The following is a 17,537-nucleotide window of genomic DNA, read 5'->3' on the forward strand; positions in this document are numbered from 1 at the left end:
GAACGTTACTAGCTGGCCCGAGGTGGTTTTCTCTCTTCCCACCTCGGGCTTTTTTTTGCCCAAAGGTTCTCTTGAAGAACGTCACCCTGTAAAAAGCCTAAGCAGTCACAGTCGCTTAAAAGTGTATTAATTCGAGATGGCGTGGTCCTGCTCTTGCAATTCCTTCTCGTGGATTAAGAGGTTTATATGAAACTCGTTTTAGGCATGTGGCTCTCAGTTTTGTTCTTATCTGTGAATGCAAATGCTTACGTCGTTGCCGATGATGACAGCGATTCCAGCATTTATGTAGACGAAGATACAATGTCGTACCAACAGCGTGAATGTTCTGATTTCCTCTATCAGAACCTTAGCACAATGTCGTCTAAAACGGATGTTGCCTGTACTCGGGGCCGCACAGATATGCGTTTCCAGGATTGCACCATCTACTTGACTAAACATTTGAACAGCCGCGCCTTTGATAAGAACGGCTATCCTCATAAGAAAAACGTTATTTACGCGGCCGAAGCTTGTTTGAATACCAATTCATTTGAGGTGGCCGTATGCGCCTCAGAACTTTTCCTTCGTGGTGGTCTTTATGTTTCTAATCCGCGAGACGCCACAGATGCGATGCGAATTTGCAGCACCCCTCAGGCCGCCTTGGTTAAGAACTGTGTGATTAATAAAGCGGACCGCGGCCAATATGGTGTTCAGCAGGCGATGAAATGCGTGGAAGAGTATGATCCCGAAATTAAAGCGCGCCGCGAGGCTCAGCGTCGGGCGGAGCAGGAACGTCTCGAAGCGCAAAGAATCGCAGAACAGCGTAAGATCGAAGCTCAGCGTCGAGCGGAAGAACAACGCCGCCAAAATCAAGAGCAGGTTCGCAAACAGGAAGAGCTAAGAAAACAAGAAGAAGCTCGTAAGCAAGAAGAAAAACGCCAACAGGACGCTCAGAAGGGAACGAAGACGGAAGAGCCAGGAGTCATTCCTCCTCCTCCAACGGCGACTATCGAAGACTTGCCGGCTTTTGAAGAATAAAAATAAAAAACCCACAGTTTCAGCTGTGGGTTTTTTACTTAAAGCCCTACCAGGAATTTATTTATCGTAAAGCTTCGCATAGACCTGCACAAAACGAATGGCCTTTTTCTTTAAAAACTCTTCAGACTCTTCGTGCAGAATATGATCAAAGAAGAAAACTCCATCCAGAAAAGAATCAATGTGTTCGCAAACTTCGGTAAGATCCACGCCAGGTTTCAATCTTCCGTCTTGTATTAGAAGTTGAACACGCTCGAGAAGTTTTGGATCGATCGTTAAGGGGATTGTTTCACGGACCTTCTTTTTAAATTTTCTATCAACTAAAGCTTGAGAAAAAACAATTCGCGCAAAATCTTCGTGCATACACCCTTGTTGCATGCGGTAAGTGACATACAGCTCAAGTTCTTCCGACAAAGTTTTTTGCGGAGGATAGGGAAGAGCCTCGTGAGTCATTTGTTCCAGGAATTTTTCAATGATAGCGACAAGCAGACCTTCTTTTCCATCGAAGTAGCGACCAATGAGCGACTCATTGACGTCGGCTTTCTTGGCAATCATCTTCGTCGTGGCCCCATTAAAACCATGTTTGGCAAAGGTCTCAAGACCCGCCTGAATCAGGCGTTCTTCTGAAGCCGATCGATCTCTTTTTTTGCCCTTTATTTGAGCAGGACTTTCGTCGCCGGGGGTCTTTAATTGAGATGTTTCACTCATTGATAATCTCCTGACAATTGCCTAACTATATGAAAACTCTTGTCTTTATATAATGTATCATAAGCCTTTAGAGGACGCAAGAAAGTAATTGATTGCATACTTAAGCGTCTTCCGCTACTTTAAGTATGTAAGCGATTACATAACGGAGTTATGAAATGAAAAGATCCGATTTATTAAACGTTGCAAGCTTCTCGTTGATTCTTGCCGCCACCCTGGTTGGAAATTCGGCGTCCGCCATGAATCTGAACGAGTACTTAGAGCAAGTGAAACAACATAGTTTAGGGTACAAAGCCAGCTCTGAGCAGGCCGAAGCTTCGCAGTTGAAAGCCCGTGAAGCTGACCTGTTCTTTACGCCGCGCCTTTTTGCGAATGCCAGAATTGGCTACGATGGCAAAGAGCCTTTTGCCTCAACCATTTCTTATGATGAGTTGAAAATGCAGAACTACTCTTTGGGTTTATCTCAAGAGTTTAACTTTGGTCTGCAGACAAAACTATCTTACGCCATGGACCGCACTGAAGTTGTCGGTGCCAGTCTTCCTGCCGGCGTTCCCAACAGTTTTTGGGATGCGACGCCACTTCTTGAACTGACAATGCCGGTTTGGGGAAATGGATTTGGTCGAACCGCTCGCGCTAATGAGGAACTTACAAGACAACAAAACGTCGCGGAAAAATTCGGGGCAGATGCTCAGTCAGTTTCAACTTTAGTTGAAGCGGAAGCAGCCTACTGGACGCTGGCCTCATCCCAAGAGTTGGTGCAAGTGCAGAAGCGGGCCTTGAAGCAGGCGCAAAGTATTTTGGACTATGTTTCCCGCAAAGCCCGCATGAACTTGGGTGAAAATGCCGACGTTCTGCAAGCCAAAGCCATGGTGGAAGCCACACTGTTTGGCGTTCAGCAGGCGGAAAATCGCGAAAAAGCGGCTCGTCGCGCATTCAATACCTTCCTGAATAAAAATGCGGAAGAGTCCGCTCCGTCTTTGGAGGGGATCAACTACGCTTCTTTAGGAACGATCGAAGTCCCAAAGGCCAGACCCGGAGATCGCTATGACGTGAAAGCTGCCGAGGCGCAAGCGCGCTTGGCTCAGGCTTCAGCGCAAGTGACGGAAGAAAAAAACAAACCCACTTTGGATCTTTACGGAAGCTATGCTTTGAACGGGCGCAATGAAGAGTTGAACGAAGCCTTGAAAGCTGCTGGTGAAGATGGTCGAGACACTGCTTTTGTGGGAGTGCGTTTTAATCTCCCTTTGAATGTCTTTGCCTTGAATGATGCGAAGGCCGGGGCTTTAAAAGCTCGCAAAGCGGCGGAGTATTCTTACCAAGCCAAACAATTCAATCAAGAGCAAGAATGGACGAACTTGGCGGAGCAAATGATCGAGGCAAAAGAAAGCCTTCGTTTAGCCACAAATATCGTCAATGCGCAAAAAGCTAAACTAGAAAATGAGCGCACTCGTCTTCGTCAGGGAAGAACCACGACGTATCAGGTTCTTCTTTTTGAACAAGACTTTTCACAATCTGAAGTCAACCGCGTGCAAGCGGCGGCACAGATACTGGGACTGCAAGCAAGAGTTAAACTTTACCAAGCCTCTGTTGAAGGAGGAAACTAATCATGAGCTTACCTAAGATATCCATTAGCAGACCGATCTTTATTGCCTGCGTGACGATCGCGATCATCGTTGTCGGCTGGGCCTCGTTCAAATCAATGAGCGTGGATTTGTTCCCCGACGTCAGTGTTCCGGTCGTCACTGTACAGACAACTTATCCGGGGGCGGGGCCTTCAGAGATAGAAACTCTGGTCAGCCGTCCGATCGAAGAAGAAGTCAGCACGATTTCAGGCATCAAACGTTTGACGTCAAAAAGCTTGGAAGGTGTTTCTCAAGTAATCGTCGAATTCAATAGTTCGGTGGATGTGAAATACGCAGAACAGCAAGTGCGCGATAAGGTGAATATCGCTAAGCCGAAGCTTCCTGACGAAGCCGAAGACTCTGTGATCAGAAAATTTGACCCGTCTGATACACCGATTTTAATGGTGTCATTGACGGCGAATAATTTGAATGATGCGCAGTTGTTCGATATCGCAGATCAATATATTAAACCTCGCTTAGAGCAAGTGAACAACGTCGGCGCCATCGAAATTTTCGGGGGCCGCGAGCGTGAGATTCATGTCATTTTGGATCGCAATAAACTGCGTGCGCGCGAAATTTCCGTTAGCCAAGTGGCGGCACAGGTCGGCGCTTCCGGCGAAAATATTCCAAGCGGTAAAGTAGAACAGCAAGGCGGTAAAGAACTGGTCTTCCGTGGTTTGGGAGAGTTTCAATCCGTACCGGAAATTGCCGATACGTTAGTAAATCTGTATGGCAATGAGGTTCCTACACGAGTCGCGGATTTGGGCCAAGTGGTCGATACCATGCAGGATGAAAAATCTCGCGCCTTTCTGAATGGCGAAAAAGCCTTATTCTTACAAGTTTATCGTCAGTCGGGTTCAAACACTGTGCGTGTCGCTGATGATGTGATCAAACAATTGGATCGTATTGGGCCGGAATTGGCGAAGCTGGACGGAGCTCCCAAGGTTCAAGTCGTCACAAATGGTTCCACAAAAATCAAAAACAATATCTATGATGTTAAAGAAACTATCATCATCGGTATCATTTTGACGGTTATTACGGTTTTCTTCTTCTTGGGAAGCGCGCGTTCCACTTTGATTACAGCGCTGTCTTTGCCGATTTCTTTGATCGGTGCTTTCATGATTATGAAGATCGCCGGGTTTTCAATTAACATCGTTTCTATGCTGGCTTTGACGTTGGCGGTGGGTCTTTTAATCGACGACGCCATTGTGGTTATCGAAAATATCTATCGTCGGATGGAGTTGGGAGAAGACTCTTTAACAGCCGCGGAAAAAGGAACTACGGAAATTCAAATGGCGGTTATGGCCATCACTTTGGTGGTGATCGCGGTTTTCGTTCCGGTCGGCACGATGTCAGGAACGATCGGTCAATTTTTGAAACAGTTCGGTATGACTGTTGTTTTTTCTATGGCCATCAGTTGGTTCGTCGCGATGACGATCATTCCGATGCTGACAGCTTACTTCGGTGGCTCGGGGCATGGTGGTGGTCACGGCGCGAAACCTCAAAACGGTCTTTATGACAAAACTTTAGGCCGTCTGGTGCGCGGTTTTGATCGCTTCCAAAGCTGGTTGGAAACCATTTACGAAAAACTGTTGCGTGTGACTTTACGTCATCCTTTGATGACGATCGCGGCGACTTTCCTAGTTTTCGTTCTTAGTATCTACACAGTGACTAAAGTTCCCGGCGCCTTCATCACAGACGACGACGCGGGTGAGTTCTCAGTCACTTTAGAAATGGAGCCGGGCACAAGCTTGGAGGGGATGAATAAAGTTGCCGACGAGGTCGATCAAGTGATTCGTGCGAATCCTGAGGTCAACTACACCGCGATGATCGTAGGTAGTTTGTACGGCGAATCTAACAAGTCCCAATTCTACGTCCGCATGAAAGACGGCAAAGAACGGGGAAAACTGACGACAGAACAGTTCCGTGATAAAGTTCGTCAGCAGCTCGTCGGATTTACCAATGCCAATCCTGTAGTTAAGAAATATGATGCCAGCGGCGGTATGGGCCAACAGCCTTTCGTGTTGAATATCATTTCTGCCGATCCTCAAGCCTTGGAAGCTTCGGCTACGACAGTTTTGAAAAAAATGAAAGCGGACCCTCGTTTTAAAGACGTGGATTCAAACTTCCGTCCCGGAAAACCCGAATTGCAGGTGCATGTAAAACCGGGTGCCGCGAAGCTTTATGGAATAAATACGAAAACCATGGGTGGCGAGCTGCGCGCGCAGGTGGAAGGATTGACTCCAGCGAAGTTCCGCGAAAAAGGCCGTGAATATGAAGTGCGCGTTCGTTTGTTGCCAGAGCAGCGGGATATCAAACAAAGCTTTAGTCAGGTTTACGTACCGAACGTGAATAGAAAGCTTGTGAAGCTTTCTGATGTCGCGACAGGGGACTTGGCGACTGGTCCGGCCTCTATCGAGCGTCAAGACCGCGGTCGTTATATCCAGATCACTGCGGGGCTGGCTCCGGGTGTGGGCTTAAGCACTGTTGTTAACGATGTTGTGAAGTCGATGAGTTCAGGGCCTGAAGCTTTTCCACCAAGTGTGCGTTACACCTTCGGTGGTGATGCTGAAAACATGCAAGAGTTGATGACATCGACTGTTTTAGCCTTGGGCTTTGCGATCATGTTCATCTACTTGATCCTGGCTAGTTTGTACGAGTCGTTTATCACACCAATCACCATCATGGTGGCCTTGCCACTGGCTCTTTGTGGAGCCTTCTTGGGGCTTTTCCTGATGGGCGAAACCATGACGATCTTTGCGATCTTCGGTTTCTTTATGTTGATCGGTGTCGCTGGTAAGAACGGGATTCTTTTGGTCGACTACACTAATCAAATGATGGCTCAGGGAAAATCCAGAGCCGAGGCCTTGGTCGAAGCTGGTAAGACACGTCTTCGTCCAATTCTGATGACGTCTTTTGCTTTGATTGCGGGGACCTTGCCGGTGGCTATCGGTCTTAATGAAGCGTCGAAGTCCCGCACAGCCATGGGGGTTGCGATTATCGGTGGTATGATCTCGTCAACGATCCTGACGCTGATTGTGGTTCCTGCCGTGTTTACTTATGTCGATCGTTTTAGAATTTGGGCAAATGGCCTAGGCACTCGTTTTACGACACATGAAAAAAAGAAGGCCGACCGTCACGTCGAAGTGAAGTTGGGTTCTGAAGCCAAAGGCGGTACAGAATCCACCGAAGTCGGTTTGTCAGAAGGATAAAGAGATAGGAGTATTTTATGGCTAAGTTATTCATACAAACTCTGCCTTCGAAAGAAGAGTTAAAAGCTTCGGCGTCACGCATTCACGACGCCGTGGATTCTCAGGCGTTGTATTCAAATCTACTTTTTATGAAAGTGGCCAATGATCTGGAAAATTATATGGAAAGCCTGCTTGCGCCCCACAACTTGTCCAGCGGTCGTTTTACGCTGCTGTATATGTTGGGCGACTCGCCCGAGGGTTTGATGCCTTCAGAACTTTCCAATCGAGTCGGAGTCACTCAAGCCACGATTTCTGGACTGATCAACGGTCTTGAGAAAGCGGAGTTAGTCAAACGCGAGATGCACGAAAAGGATGGGCGTTCGTTCGTAATTAAAATCACGGACAAAGGGCTTTCTTTGGTAAAAGAAATTTTCCCGCAATGGGCGCCCAAGATTTCGGCATTTTGGAATCAAATCAGCCACGACGAGCTGAATAGTTTCAGTGGGACTTTGGAGAAAATGGTTCATAGCACCAGCGTTCTGACGAAATAATTAAAAAGCCTCCTGCGAAGGAGGCTTTTTATTACCCAATTAGTACTTTCCTTTATTCAATTCGTAACAGGAAAATTTTGTGCCGTTGGAATCGATAAGTGTGTAAGAGTCGTCACCATTCGTTGCTAGCAAAGTTCCTGTTCCAGCATCGAAGACCAACCCATAGGGATTGTCCCCAGGATAAGATTTCACCTCAAGATATACACGACCTGTTTGTCGTGACGTCAGCTTGTGAATGTATAACTCGTCACTGCTGTCATTGAACTGCTCTTGGATTTCCGCAAAAGTATATGTTCTAGCTTCTTCGAAGCTGATGTAGTTCATATGCTGGTTGAGCATCTCTAGTTCTGATGCGGATACAGATGTGGCCGTGCGAATGTCAAAAACCTCTTCCGCGGCAAAAAGAGCTTCACTTTCCTCATAAAGCTCTAAAGTGCACAGCTCTACGTCGGCAGGCTTCGCTTGAGCAGGGGATGTAGAAGCTAAAATTAGCAAAAGAGAGACAAGTGTTTTCATAGAAACTCCGTTTTATTAATGACGAGGTATCTATCGTGAATAGGCACTTTGCGACAACTGAATATAAAGAAACTATATATTCTATAAATGCATGATGACTATGAGCTGAGGCGCGAAATTCTAGAAACAAGCTCCTGAATATCATCGGCATCATGATAAAGGCCAAAGCCAAAGCGCAAGCGCGTCGAGCGAGAGTCTGTCTGGACGTGATGCCGTTTCAGCTCGGCAACCAGGGTCTGGGTTCTTTCCACGCTCGGGCATTCGAAAGTTAAAAAATGTCCCCGATCCAATCCGGATATCTCAGGATTTACTAAGTTCTGCGCATTCAAAACCGGATGCGGATTTTTCTCCAGAGCTGCGAGAAAAGACTGCTGATTTCTTTTTACGATCTGATGGATGTTGGCGACGCTTAAGCCTTCGGACTTAAACTTTTCAAGAACTGCGATTAGACGGTAAAGTCCCGAAAAGTCCATGGTGCTGCCGGCATATTGAAGGGCGTCTTCGGGATAACCCACTTGATTTCCGACGGCGGCAAGATGCGAAAGTTCAGCAAACCAACCCGTATGAAAAGGACGATGCCGTGTACCGGGAGGAACATAAAGAAAACAGGCCCCTTCACCACCTTGTGCATACTTGTACGAACCGGCCAGATAGAAGACTTTTTTCTGCAAAGGCGCAAGATCCACCGGAACCGCCAGGAAGCTGTGATACCCATCGATCACAAAAAGACTGTCTGAGGGGGCTTTCTGCGCCAGCCTTTTGATATCGCAGGCCAGGCCTGAGTTGAAAAAGACATGGCTGATGAAAACCATATCCCAAGCACCTTGTTGCAATTCTTTTTCGAAGCGTTCGTGAAAACTCGCAAAAGGGAGGGTCGGTACTTTCACCACTTCAAAATTTCCCAGTTCAGACAGGCGATTGATCTGCCGATCAAAACTGTAGAACTCAGAATCTGTGGTAAGAATTCTAAGCTTTCTATTCCAGTCCAAAGAACTTAGCAGACGAAAAACAAACTCATGAGTATTCGGTGCAAAGACGATTTGTTCCGGGTGGGAAAGATTTAAGGCTTCAGCGATAAGCTTTTGCGCCTGAGGCACCTTTGTAGAAAAAATATGCTCCCACTTATTATCAACGAATTTCGCCGAGTCATCCCAGTATTGCATGTGGGCCTCTCGTGAAATATCGGGCCAGTAGTGATGGCTATGACATGCGAAGTGAAGTTCCTGAGGATGAGCCTTTAAAAACCGCTGATAAAGGTGTTTATACATGGGGAAATCATAATCAAAACGGGGGGCGTTGACTATCAAAGACTTTTGCGTCGAACCTAGCTGAGGCATATAAAAAAAGCGCTCTTGATTTTATCAAAGAGCGCTTTTCAATTTTAAACCTATTCGAAGATACCTCTTCGAAGTGATTTCAGTGACTAGAAGTAACCTTCGTCATCTCCGAAGTCTTCATCGTCATCGTCATCATCATCGTCGTCGTCATCATCATCAGATGAAGAAATGTCATCTTCAGACTCTTCGTCCTCGATGGAACCTTCTTCTTCCTCTTCAGACTCCGTGTCCTCATCAGATTCAGTTTCCCACTCGTCGTCAGAACCAGTGTCTTCTTCCTCGATGTCGATCATGCTGTCCATTTCCGCTTCGTCGTCGAAATCAGAAGAAATTTCTTCGATCGCAGGAGAAGTGGAAGGCTTCAATACTTCAGCAGCACCCGCGCCAACAGCAGCGGCTTTAGCTACTTTTTCTTTCTTTGGGGCCGCTTTCTTTGCAGCAGGCTTTTTCGCAGCTTTTTTGGGAGCTGCCTTTTTAGTAGCGGCTTTTTTCGTCGCCGCTTTTTTAGCAGGCTTGGCTGCTTTTTTTGTTGCGGCTTTTTTAGCAGCTTTCTTCGCAGGTTTTGCGGTTTTCTTAGTTGCTTTTTTTGCAGCAGCTTTTTTAGCAGGCTTTTTCGCTGCTTTTTTAGTTGCGGCTTTCTTAGCTGTTTTCGCTTTTTTCTTTGCCATTGATCGCTCCCTAAAAATGCTAGAAGTCAAACTTCGTTCAAAAATGATTAGCCCCCTTAGACTAGCGACATTTAAGGGGGCAGGCAAAGAAAATTAGAATGAGATTTCGACGGTCTTGTTTAGTTGATAATACCACTCAAGTGATCGTCGATGATTGCAGCCAGGTCATTGGGCAGCAGGAAAGACAGGAATAGACCACCTTTATTGCTGCCTTGCTTAGGAACGATGGTGAAATATCCCAAAGTGCGTGTTTGCGCCTGATTCTTGATGGGGGCTGTAATGCCGACATATTCCGGAAAGAAGGAGCTTTCCACAAACAAACCGACCGCATTGACACCCATGTACAGGTAGATCTTGTTGTCAGAGTTCTGATTAAGACCCAGGGCTAGGGACGGGTACTCTCCGCTAGGCATCATCGGCAATGCGCGTCCACCGGGCAATGTTGTCGCCGGCGGCAGAGTGACTTTGTCTTTGACGATCAGACGTAACGGAATGCTGACGGCCACGCGGGCTTTCTGCTGAGAGTCTAAAACAGTTTGAATCTTCACGCCCTTAGCACTTGGAACATCAATATAGACAGAACTAAAAGGTCCAGGGGGTAAGGGAAGATATAGAAGTAGCGCGTTATTGGCTTTATCTAGCGCCACGACCTGTTCATTTTCGTAAGTCCCACTTCCTACATAAGCATTCATATCCAGCTTATCGAACTGACTTGGTACGGAGGGGGGAGGGGTATCCTGGCCTGAATTGTCGCCAGAAGAACCTTGGCTGCTATTGCCATCTGTTGCGAGTGTTTCAAAACCACCTTTACTACAGGCTGCAAGCAGGGATGTAGATAGAAGGGCCATCACCAGAAGTCTTGCTGTTTGAGTTGTGATCATAGAAATTCCTCCGTGTTCTTTGTGTGGCAACTCAAATGGGGTTGGCCATTCAGTTATCACTCGTTACATAATTTCGGCGGAAATTCCCGGATACTTTAGCTAAATATTTGAAATTATTGGTAAAAAAGTTTTACAGTTTTTTGCGAAAATTAAATCTTAAGACGGGTGGTGTTTAAACTTTTTACGGAATCAAAATTCTTCGCTGAATAAGGCTTGGTCAAAAAAAGAAAACCCGATGAGCAAGAACTCATCGGGTTTATTTTTAGAACTTTTCAGTCACTTCAGTTGCGGGCGAGCCTGTCGCCCTCACTGTGTGCGCTCGGCTTATTAACCGATCAACTTAAGAGCAAGTTGATTTGATTGGTTCGCTTGAGCCAATGTTGAAGTACCAGCTTGCAACAAGATGTTGTTACGAGTCATCTCAGAAGAAGCCTGAGCTACGTCAGTATCACGGATACGGCTGTTAGCTGCAGACAAGTTCTCTTGAGCCACACCCAAGTTGTCAACTGTCGAAGTCAATCTGTTCTGAAGGGCACCAAGATTAGCGCGTGTTCCAGAGATTGAAGTCTGAGCGTTGTCCAACATTGCAAGTGAATCCTGAGCGCCTTCTTTGGAAGAGAAGTCAATGCCTGACAATCCTAGAGCGTCCAAAGTAGCTACGTTCTCACTCGCGTTGAAAGAGATACGATCTTCTTCAGCGTTGTTGAACAAACCAACTTGGAAATCAAACTTCGGAGATGAACCATCTAGAAGTTTAGTAGTACCCCAAGTAGTTACAGAAGCGATACGTTGAATCTCAGATTTCAATTGTTGAACCTCTTTATTCAACATGCCACGCTCTGTCTCACCAACAGTGTCAGAAGCTGCCTGGATGCCCAACTCACGAAGACGAACCACGATGTTACCGATCTCATTCAAGCCACCCTCAGCAGTTTGAACCATGGAGATACCATCGTTCGCGTTACGTTGAGCTTGAGTCGCAGAGCGGATTTGAGCTTTCAAACCTTCAGAGATCGCTAGACCAGCAGCATCGTCAGCAGCTTTATTAATACGGCTGCCAGAAGCCAGTTTCGCCATTGAATCGTTGATCGCTCTTTGTGAACCTACTAGGTTACGTTGTGCATTGATCGCGCTAATGTTAGTTGTTACTCTCATTCCCATTTTAAATTCCTCCGTTAATATTTATTTTTCATTTTCAATACCCTCCTTGATTTGTTTTTTTGGCTAGGCAGAACCTACTCTGCTTTGCCGAGCACTGACATCCGAGTCTGTGCTTAAGTTAATGGCCTTTTTATTTTTCGGTTCTAAGAACCTTCGCTGGATCGTTCCGGTAGAGTTTCCTCTCGTTGTTCCTGCATCCCAGCGCTTGAACAATCTGTTGTTCTTTTTTATTTCATCCTTGAAGGCCCTCCTTTCGGTAATACAGAGAGAGTGACCATCTCTCTCTGACTCCTTCTGAGTGAATCATTGATAGTCATAAGATCGGGATTTGAGACGATGTCTTGACAGGACGTCAGGCGGGTTTTGTTTTTTTTTTACAATACTAGTCTAACGATAGATCGGGATTTCAGGACGTAAGATTGTCCTGAACCACTTAGATACAATACTTTCAGAGGGAAAAAAGGTGATTTACTGGCCGTAGGCTCAGTCAATTTCTAGAAAGCGACAAAAGGCCATATTGCCCGCAGTTTCATACTGATGAGTTTGTACGGCTTTCAGGTGATGTTGCGGGTTGTAGCCAATGGTGCAAACGACTTTTTCACCATCAAAGTGTGAACAGTCTTCGCAGGAAAAGCGCGTTTCATAGCGCAAATAGTCTTGAGGATTCACAGTGTCTTTTTTGATCGAAGGCGTGATGCGGGGCTGGGATTTCTTGCCATTTCCCTTGCGATTCACAATACCTGCATTCATTCACAAACCCCTCATTGACAAAGTCAAAATAAGACTCATCCTTTATTCCAGATGGAGGTTGTATGAGCAACGATATTGAAAAAATGACGCGAAAAAGCCAGGAGGCCATGCAGGCGGCCGCAAAATTGGCCGAGCGTAAAAGCAGCCCCTCTGTCGAGCCAGAACATCTTCTGATGGAGCTGGTGCAGCAGTCCGAAGGCATTGTCCCGCGCTTGCTGGATAAAGTGGGCGTCCAACAAGCCCAGTTCCTGAACGATCTCAGGGCTAAAATCGACCGCTTTCCACAAGTAACGGGTGGCGGCCAGAAGATGTTCGCCAGTGCCAGATTAGAAAAAATCTTTAAACTTGCCGAAGATGAAGCCAATCAGTGGGGCGACTCCTATATATCCACTGAACACTTTTTTTTAGCGATGCTGAAAAGCGGGGATACGGAACTTTCCGGCCTCTTTAAGAAAGCTAAGATCAATGGTGATGCGATCAAGCAAGCGTTGCAGGAAATGCGTGGCAGCCAAAAGGTCACGGACGACGATCCTGAAAACAAATATGAAGTCTTAAATAAATATGGACGTGATTTGACTGCTCTGGCGGCCGAGGGCAAACTTGACCCCGTGGTTGGTCGCGATGAAGAGATTCGTCGTGTGGTGCAGGTTCTTTCCCGTCGGACAAAGAACAATCCCGTTTTGATCGGCGAGCCCGGGGTGGGTAAGACCGCGATTGCGGAAGGCTTGGCTTTAAGAATCATCAAACATGACGTTCCCGATAACTTAGTCGGAAAAAAACTAATGTCCCTGGATATGGGAGCCTTGATCGCGGGTGCGAAGTATCGCGGCGAGTTCGAAGATCGCTTGAAGGCTGTCATCAAAGAAGTCACTTCGAGTGACGGTCAGATCATCCTCTTCATCGACGAGCTGCATACTCTTGTCGGCGCGGGTAAGACCGAAGGCGCCATGGATGCCGGACAATTGTTGAAGCCGGCTCTTGCGCGCGGAGAGTTGCGTTGTATCGGCGCGACGACTTTGGATGAGTATCGTAAATACATTGAAAAAGACGCCGCTTTGGAAAGACGCTTCCAGACGGTCATGGTGGAAGAGCCCAGCGTGGACGATGCCATCACGATCTTGCGGGGCCTGAAGGAAAAGTACGAAGTCCATCACGGAATTCGTATCACTGATTCTGCTTTAGTTGCGGCGGTGAAGTTATCCCATCGTTATATTACCAATCGGTTCCTTCCGGATAAGGCGATTGACCTTATCGATGAAGCGGCCAGCAAGTTGGGAATTGAAACCCGTTCTGTGCCGGAAGAGATCGATAAGATCGAGCGCGAACTCATGCAGCTTCGTATCGAAAAAGAAGCTCTAAAAAAAGAAAAAGATGAAGGCTCCAAAGAACGCCTAGGGGTTATTGAAAAAGAGCTGTCCCGCTTAAACGCGCAGAACCAACTGTTGCGCGAACAATGGGAGTTCGAAAAGGGCGGCATCGACCAGATTAAAAAATTAAAATCGGATATCGAAGATTTGAAATTGGCAGTCTCTCGCGCGGAACGCGAAGGGGATTTAGGGAAAGCGGCTGAATTAAAATACGGCAAACTTCCCGAAGCCGAAAAGAAGCTTAAAGGTTTGGAAGAGCGAAGCAAAGAGCAAAAGTCCGCCACCGAAGAGCGCATGCTCAAGGAAGAGGTGGGGCCTGAAGACGTGGCTGAAGTCGTGGCAAAGTGGACGGGAATTCCTGTCAGCAAAATGTTGGAAAGCGAATCGCAAAAGCTTTTGAGCATGGAAGAGGCTTTGCAAAAACGCGTTGTTGGTCAAGACCACGCTTTAACGATTGTATCCGATGCTATTCGCCGTGCACGTGCGGAAATTTCCGATCCAAATCGTCCGATTGGAACCTTTATGTTCCTGGGACCGACGGGGGTCGGGAAGACCGAAACCGTGAAGGCCTTGGCCGAGTTCTTGTTTGATGACGAGCAGGCCGTCGTGCGTATTGATATGAGTGAGTACATGGAAAAACATGCCGTCGCTCGTTTGATCGGTGCTCCTCCGGGATATGTGGGATATGAAGAGGGCGGTCAGTTGACAGAAGCTGTTCGTCGCCGACCTTACAGTGTTGTTCTTTTGGATGAGGTAGAAAAAGCGCACCCCGATGTCTTCAATATCCTGCTGCAGGTGTTGGATGACGGACGCTTGACCGATGGTCAGGGGCGCACGGTGGATTTTAAGAACACGGTTTTGATCATGACGTCGAACGTGGGATCGCAGTCCATCTTGGCTCCAGGTATGAACGAAAATGACAAACGTGCTGCCGTGAATGAAGCTTTGCGCGAACGCTTCCGTCCCGAGTTTTTAAATCGTATTGATGAAATCGTGATGTTCCACTCGTTGGGTGAATCGCAAATCTCAGGCATCGTGAAGGTGCAACTGGATCTGGTTGCGCAACGTTTGAAAGCAAAGAAAATCAGCATCGACTTCGATCAAAGCGCGGTCGATTTCCTGGCGAAGAAAGGTTACGATCCTATTTACGGTGCCCGGCCTTTAAAACGTGTGATTCAAACAGAACTTTTGAATCCGCTTTCTAAAGAAATTATTTCCGGCAAAGTCAAAGCTGGCGATAGCGTGCACGTCAAAGGAAGCGATCAAAAACTGAGCTTTTAAAGGATGAGCGAACTATGTCAGGCCTGCGAGTCATAGCACTGTTTGAATTCTTAAAAGGGTTGACGGTGTTGACAGCGGGCCTGGGCTTTCTGGAGCTTCTGCATTATCGGGCTCAGCATGTCGGAGAACAATTCCTGGCTCACGCGGGCTTGAACGCGCATCATCAGATTCCCAAACCCTTGGCTCAGTACCTTTCCGGCATCTCGGATCACAACATGCAAATTTTAGCCATCGGAGTTGTGGCTTACTGCGCACTTCGGTGGGTTGAGGCCTACGGGCTTTGGCGGGAACGGTCCTGGGCTCAGTGGTTGGGGATTGTGTCTGGAGGCATTTATCTGCCCTATGAATTTTATGAATCGTGGTTTCATTTTTCATGGATCAAGGTGGCTATTACTTTAGTCAATATCGTCGTGGTGGTCTATTTAGTGCGGACGCGCGAACAAAAAAAAGTTTGACCTTTTTTTGCGCCCGTTCGCAAAATAGTTTTATGAAAAAATCAGCCGTTGTTTTCGTTGTAAGCTTGTTGCTGTCTACAGTCGCCTTTGCGCAAAATCATTTTTCCTACGATGTCAGTGGATCGTCGGGTTCGCGCGACGGCGAAAGCTATTCAGAAATTCACTTAGGGCTGAACTACTACGCGACCAACTGGCTGAATTGGCGCAATTCTTTATTCACGCAGTTTGGAAGCGAAATCAAAACTGTCTATGGTCTGGATTCTGCGGCCCTTTTGAACTACGATCTTTACACGCAAAATCGCGCCTTTGGTGTCGAGTTTTTTGCGGGACCCGGTGTGCGATTGGCAACAGAAAAGTCGAATGCGGTTTTCGGCAAAGCCGGAATCACTTTTGGCTTGGGGGGACTGCGTATCGGTGGTGGTGTGCAGGCTTTTCATTATTTAGAGGATCGCACGGATAAGAATGATTTTGTTCTGGGCAAGGATGAAGTGCAGTACTTCATCACCCTTTCCGGCGGCGGAACTTTTTAGCGTGAAGCATTTCCCAAGTTTCTGAAAAAGAGTTTTACATTCCAAGTGAACACTTCGCGAACAGTCCGTATAAAGTTTAGTGAAACAGTTCAAAGTTTCGACACATCCATTTTTTTTAGTGAATGCGAATTTTTTAGGATGCAATTGATTTCAACAACTTAGCGTGTCTCATAACGATATCGGTTTTGTTTTTGCAAGTCGCTTCGAACACTTAGCGTAAGTTTAAGGTCTAGCAGTTCTATTCCGTATACTGTGCCTGTACAGCAGATGGCGCAATGAGTGGAAAGGGATGGAACCTCATGAAAGCACAAAATTTATCAAAGAAGATTTTTAAAGCATCGATTCTAGTGGCGGGAGCCGCCATGACGATGGGAAATCAAAAGTGCGAGCAACAACAGCAAGCAGTGACACCGCCTCGCGCTTTGAAAAAAATTGTTGAGCTGGGCTCCATCCGCTCCAGTCCGGTCATGTTTCCCGGTGGTGGCGCTTTCGACTTTCAATTTGTGGCCAATCAACAGATCTATAGTGTTCTTTTAGACAGCAAAGAATTTACTTTGAAGTACAACCCGCCGATTGCCGTGCCGCCTTCGCAAGCTGTGCCTGGCGATGTGGGATTTTTCAATCTTACCAAAGCAGACGGTCAGATGATGAAAGCCTTTGCCGAAGCTGCAGGTAAAGACAATTACAACGTACAGTACGCCAAGACAGCCTGGTGTATGGTGAATATTCCCCAAGCGAAAATCTCTGGCTCCGTGAATTCTTTCGAATTGATTGGCGGCGGCGGTATCACCTTGGGTTTCAATCCTAGCGGCGCTTATCCGACAAATGGTTTGGCGTCAGCGGGAATCAACTTGGAGTGGGCGCAGTTGGATCTTTCCATGGTGGCGACACGTCCTTTAACTTCAAAAGTCATTGCGGCGGCTAACGTGACTTCGAAACAAACTAAAACCAAAGTAAGCTTTGGTTTGAACTTCGGCGCTTTCACTTTAGGACCCAGCGCCTACTATCAAACTCCTTTGGCGAATGTTACGAAGAACGCGCTGAATTTAGGTGTGACTTCCGTGAATCAACAGCTCAAGTCTGAAGAGTGGTACACCCGAGTGATGGCAAATCACGACACTCATCTTATCATTGTCGGTGGATCAGACGTGAAACTGGAAGCCGGTGACCAATTGTTGGTTTACAACGAAGACTACTATTGGGAAGGCGAACCCTGTAATTCCCATTATCTGGGCGGTGGGGCACAAGCAAGCTCTGCGGTTGCAAAAATCGAAATCGACTGGGTGGGTGATGAGATTTCGCGCGGTCGAGTGATTGAACAAAATGACGAGAACGCCGTGATCGGCGCAAAAGTTAAATTATTCAAGTTCCACGCGGCCGACTATAAACCCGCAGATCCTGGTGTAACGCCAGTCACTCCCGTGGTGACAAATCCCGGTTCAGGTTCCTCCAATCCGACCAAGCCAGGTCGCTAAAGCAAAAAGGGAGAGTTGAAGAACTCTCCCTTTCTT

16 protein-coding genes are annotated in these 17,537 nt (G+C 46.9%); 9 read left to right on the plus strand and 7 right to left on the minus strand.

What is annotated here, in order from left to right:
* The first annotated feature begins 186 nt into the window (after positions 1-186).
* Complete coding sequence (locus OM95_RS17265) at positions 187-1,014, plus strand: hypothetical protein (RefSeq protein WP_291516069.1); 828 nt, start codon at positions 187-189, stop codon at positions 1,012-1,014.
* Positions 1,015-1,071: 57 nt separating this feature from the next.
* Here the strand turns inward: OM95_RS17265 and OM95_RS10020 are convergent, their stop codons facing one another.
* A complete protein-coding gene (locus OM95_RS10020; RefSeq protein WP_041873226.1) occupies positions 1,072-1,719 on the minus strand; it encodes a TetR/AcrR family transcriptional regulator in 648 nt (215 codons plus the stop codon).
* Between the two features lie 155 nt (positions 1,720-1,874).
* Between OM95_RS10020 and OM95_RS10025 the strand changes: the two genes are divergently transcribed.
* Genes OM95_RS10025 through OM95_RS10035 form a run of 3 tightly spaced genes read left to right on the plus strand, consistent with a single transcriptional unit; the run spans position 1,875 to position 7,080 of the window.
* On the plus strand, positions 1,875-3,320 hold the full coding sequence (locus OM95_RS10025; RefSeq protein ID WP_291516071.1) for a TolC family protein: 1,446 nt from the start codon (positions 1,875-1,877) through the stop codon (positions 3,318-3,320).
* 2 nt (positions 3,321-3,322) lie between these two features.
* Positions 3,323-6,550, plus strand: coding sequence for an efflux RND transporter permease subunit (locus tag OM95_RS10030; protein WP_291516073.1), 3,228 nt, complete (start codon positions 3,323-3,325; stop codon positions 6,548-6,550).
* A 17-nt stretch (positions 6,551-6,567) separates the two neighbouring features.
* Entirely contained in the window at positions 6,568-7,080 is a 513-nt protein-coding gene (locus OM95_RS10035) for a MarR family transcriptional regulator (protein ID WP_041873228.1), read from the plus strand.
* 39 nt (positions 7,081-7,119) lie between these two features.
* Here the strand turns inward: OM95_RS10035 and OM95_RS10040 are convergent, their stop codons facing one another.
* The 3 genes from OM95_RS10040 to OM95_RS17270 form a co-directional block, all read right to left on the minus strand.
* On the minus strand, positions 7,120-7,596 hold the full coding sequence (locus OM95_RS10040; protein WP_041873229.1) for a hypothetical protein: 477 nt from the start codon (positions 7,594-7,596) through the stop codon (positions 7,120-7,122).
* Positions 7,597-7,694: 98 nt separating this feature from the next.
* Positions 7,695-8,864, minus strand: coding sequence for an aminotransferase class V-fold PLP-dependent enzyme (locus OM95_RS10045; RefSeq protein ID WP_041873276.1), 1,170 nt, complete (start codon positions 8,862-8,864; stop codon positions 7,695-7,697).
* A gap of 155 nt (positions 8,865-9,019) precedes the next feature.
* On the minus strand, positions 9,020-9,298 hold the full coding sequence (locus tag OM95_RS17270; protein ID WP_291516076.1) for a hypothetical protein: 279 nt from the start codon (positions 9,296-9,298) through the stop codon (positions 9,020-9,022).
* Between OM95_RS17270 and OM95_RS17275 the strand changes: the two genes are divergently transcribed.
* Positions 9,285-9,698, plus strand: coding sequence for a hypothetical protein (locus OM95_RS17275; RefSeq protein ID WP_291516078.1), 414 nt, complete (start codon positions 9,285-9,287; stop codon positions 9,696-9,698). The two genes, OM95_RS17270 and OM95_RS17275, sit on opposite strands and share 14 nt — an antisense overlap.
* 22 nt (positions 9,699-9,720) lie before the next feature.
* Here OM95_RS17275 and OM95_RS10055 read toward each other — a convergent pair whose 3' ends face one another.
* The 3 genes from OM95_RS10055 to OM95_RS10065 all read right to left on the minus strand — a co-directional run bounded on the left by OM95_RS10055 (position 9,721) and on the right by OM95_RS10065 (position 12,393).
* Positions 9,721-10,482, minus strand: a complete 762-nt coding sequence (locus OM95_RS10055; protein WP_041873231.1) for a hypothetical protein — start codon at positions 10,480-10,482, stop codon at positions 9,721-9,723.
* A gap of 327 nt (positions 10,483-10,809) precedes the next feature.
* Complete coding sequence (locus OM95_RS10060; RefSeq protein ID WP_041873232.1) at positions 10,810-11,643, minus strand: flagellin; 834 nt, start codon at positions 11,641-11,643, stop codon at positions 10,810-10,812.
* A 483-nt stretch (positions 11,644-12,126) separates the two neighbouring features.
* A complete protein-coding gene (locus OM95_RS10065) occupies positions 12,127-12,393 on the minus strand; it encodes a hypothetical protein (RefSeq protein WP_041873233.1) in 267 nt (88 codons plus the stop codon).
* Positions 12,394-12,455: 62 nt separating this feature from the next.
* Between OM95_RS10065 and clpB the strand changes: the two genes are divergently transcribed.
* From clpB to OM95_RS10085, 4 genes are all read left to right on the plus strand, one after another.
* A complete protein-coding gene (gene clpB / locus OM95_RS10070) occupies positions 12,456-15,041 on the plus strand; it encodes an ATP-dependent chaperone ClpB (protein ID WP_041873234.1) in 2,586 nt (861 codons plus the stop codon).
* A 14-nt stretch (positions 15,042-15,055) separates the two neighbouring features.
* A complete protein-coding gene (locus OM95_RS10075; protein ID WP_041873236.1) occupies positions 15,056-15,496 on the plus strand; it encodes a DUF2127 domain-containing protein in 441 nt (146 codons plus the stop codon).
* A gap of 32 nt (positions 15,497-15,528) precedes the next feature.
* Positions 15,529-16,026, plus strand: a complete 498-nt coding sequence (locus OM95_RS10080; RefSeq protein WP_041873279.1) for a hypothetical protein — start codon at positions 15,529-15,531, stop codon at positions 16,024-16,026.
* 299 nt (positions 16,027-16,325) lie between these two features.
* Positions 16,326-17,501 (plus strand): hypothetical protein, encoded by a 1,176-nt coding sequence (locus tag OM95_RS10085; protein WP_291516080.1) that lies wholly within the window; start codon positions 16,326-16,328, stop codon positions 17,499-17,501.
* Positions 17,502-17,537: the final 36 nt, after the last annotated feature.

Source organism: Bdellovibrio sp. ArHS (assembly GCF_000786105.1).
GTDB lineage: Bacteria > Bdellovibrionota > Bdellovibrionia > Bdellovibrionales > Bdellovibrionaceae > Bdellovibrio.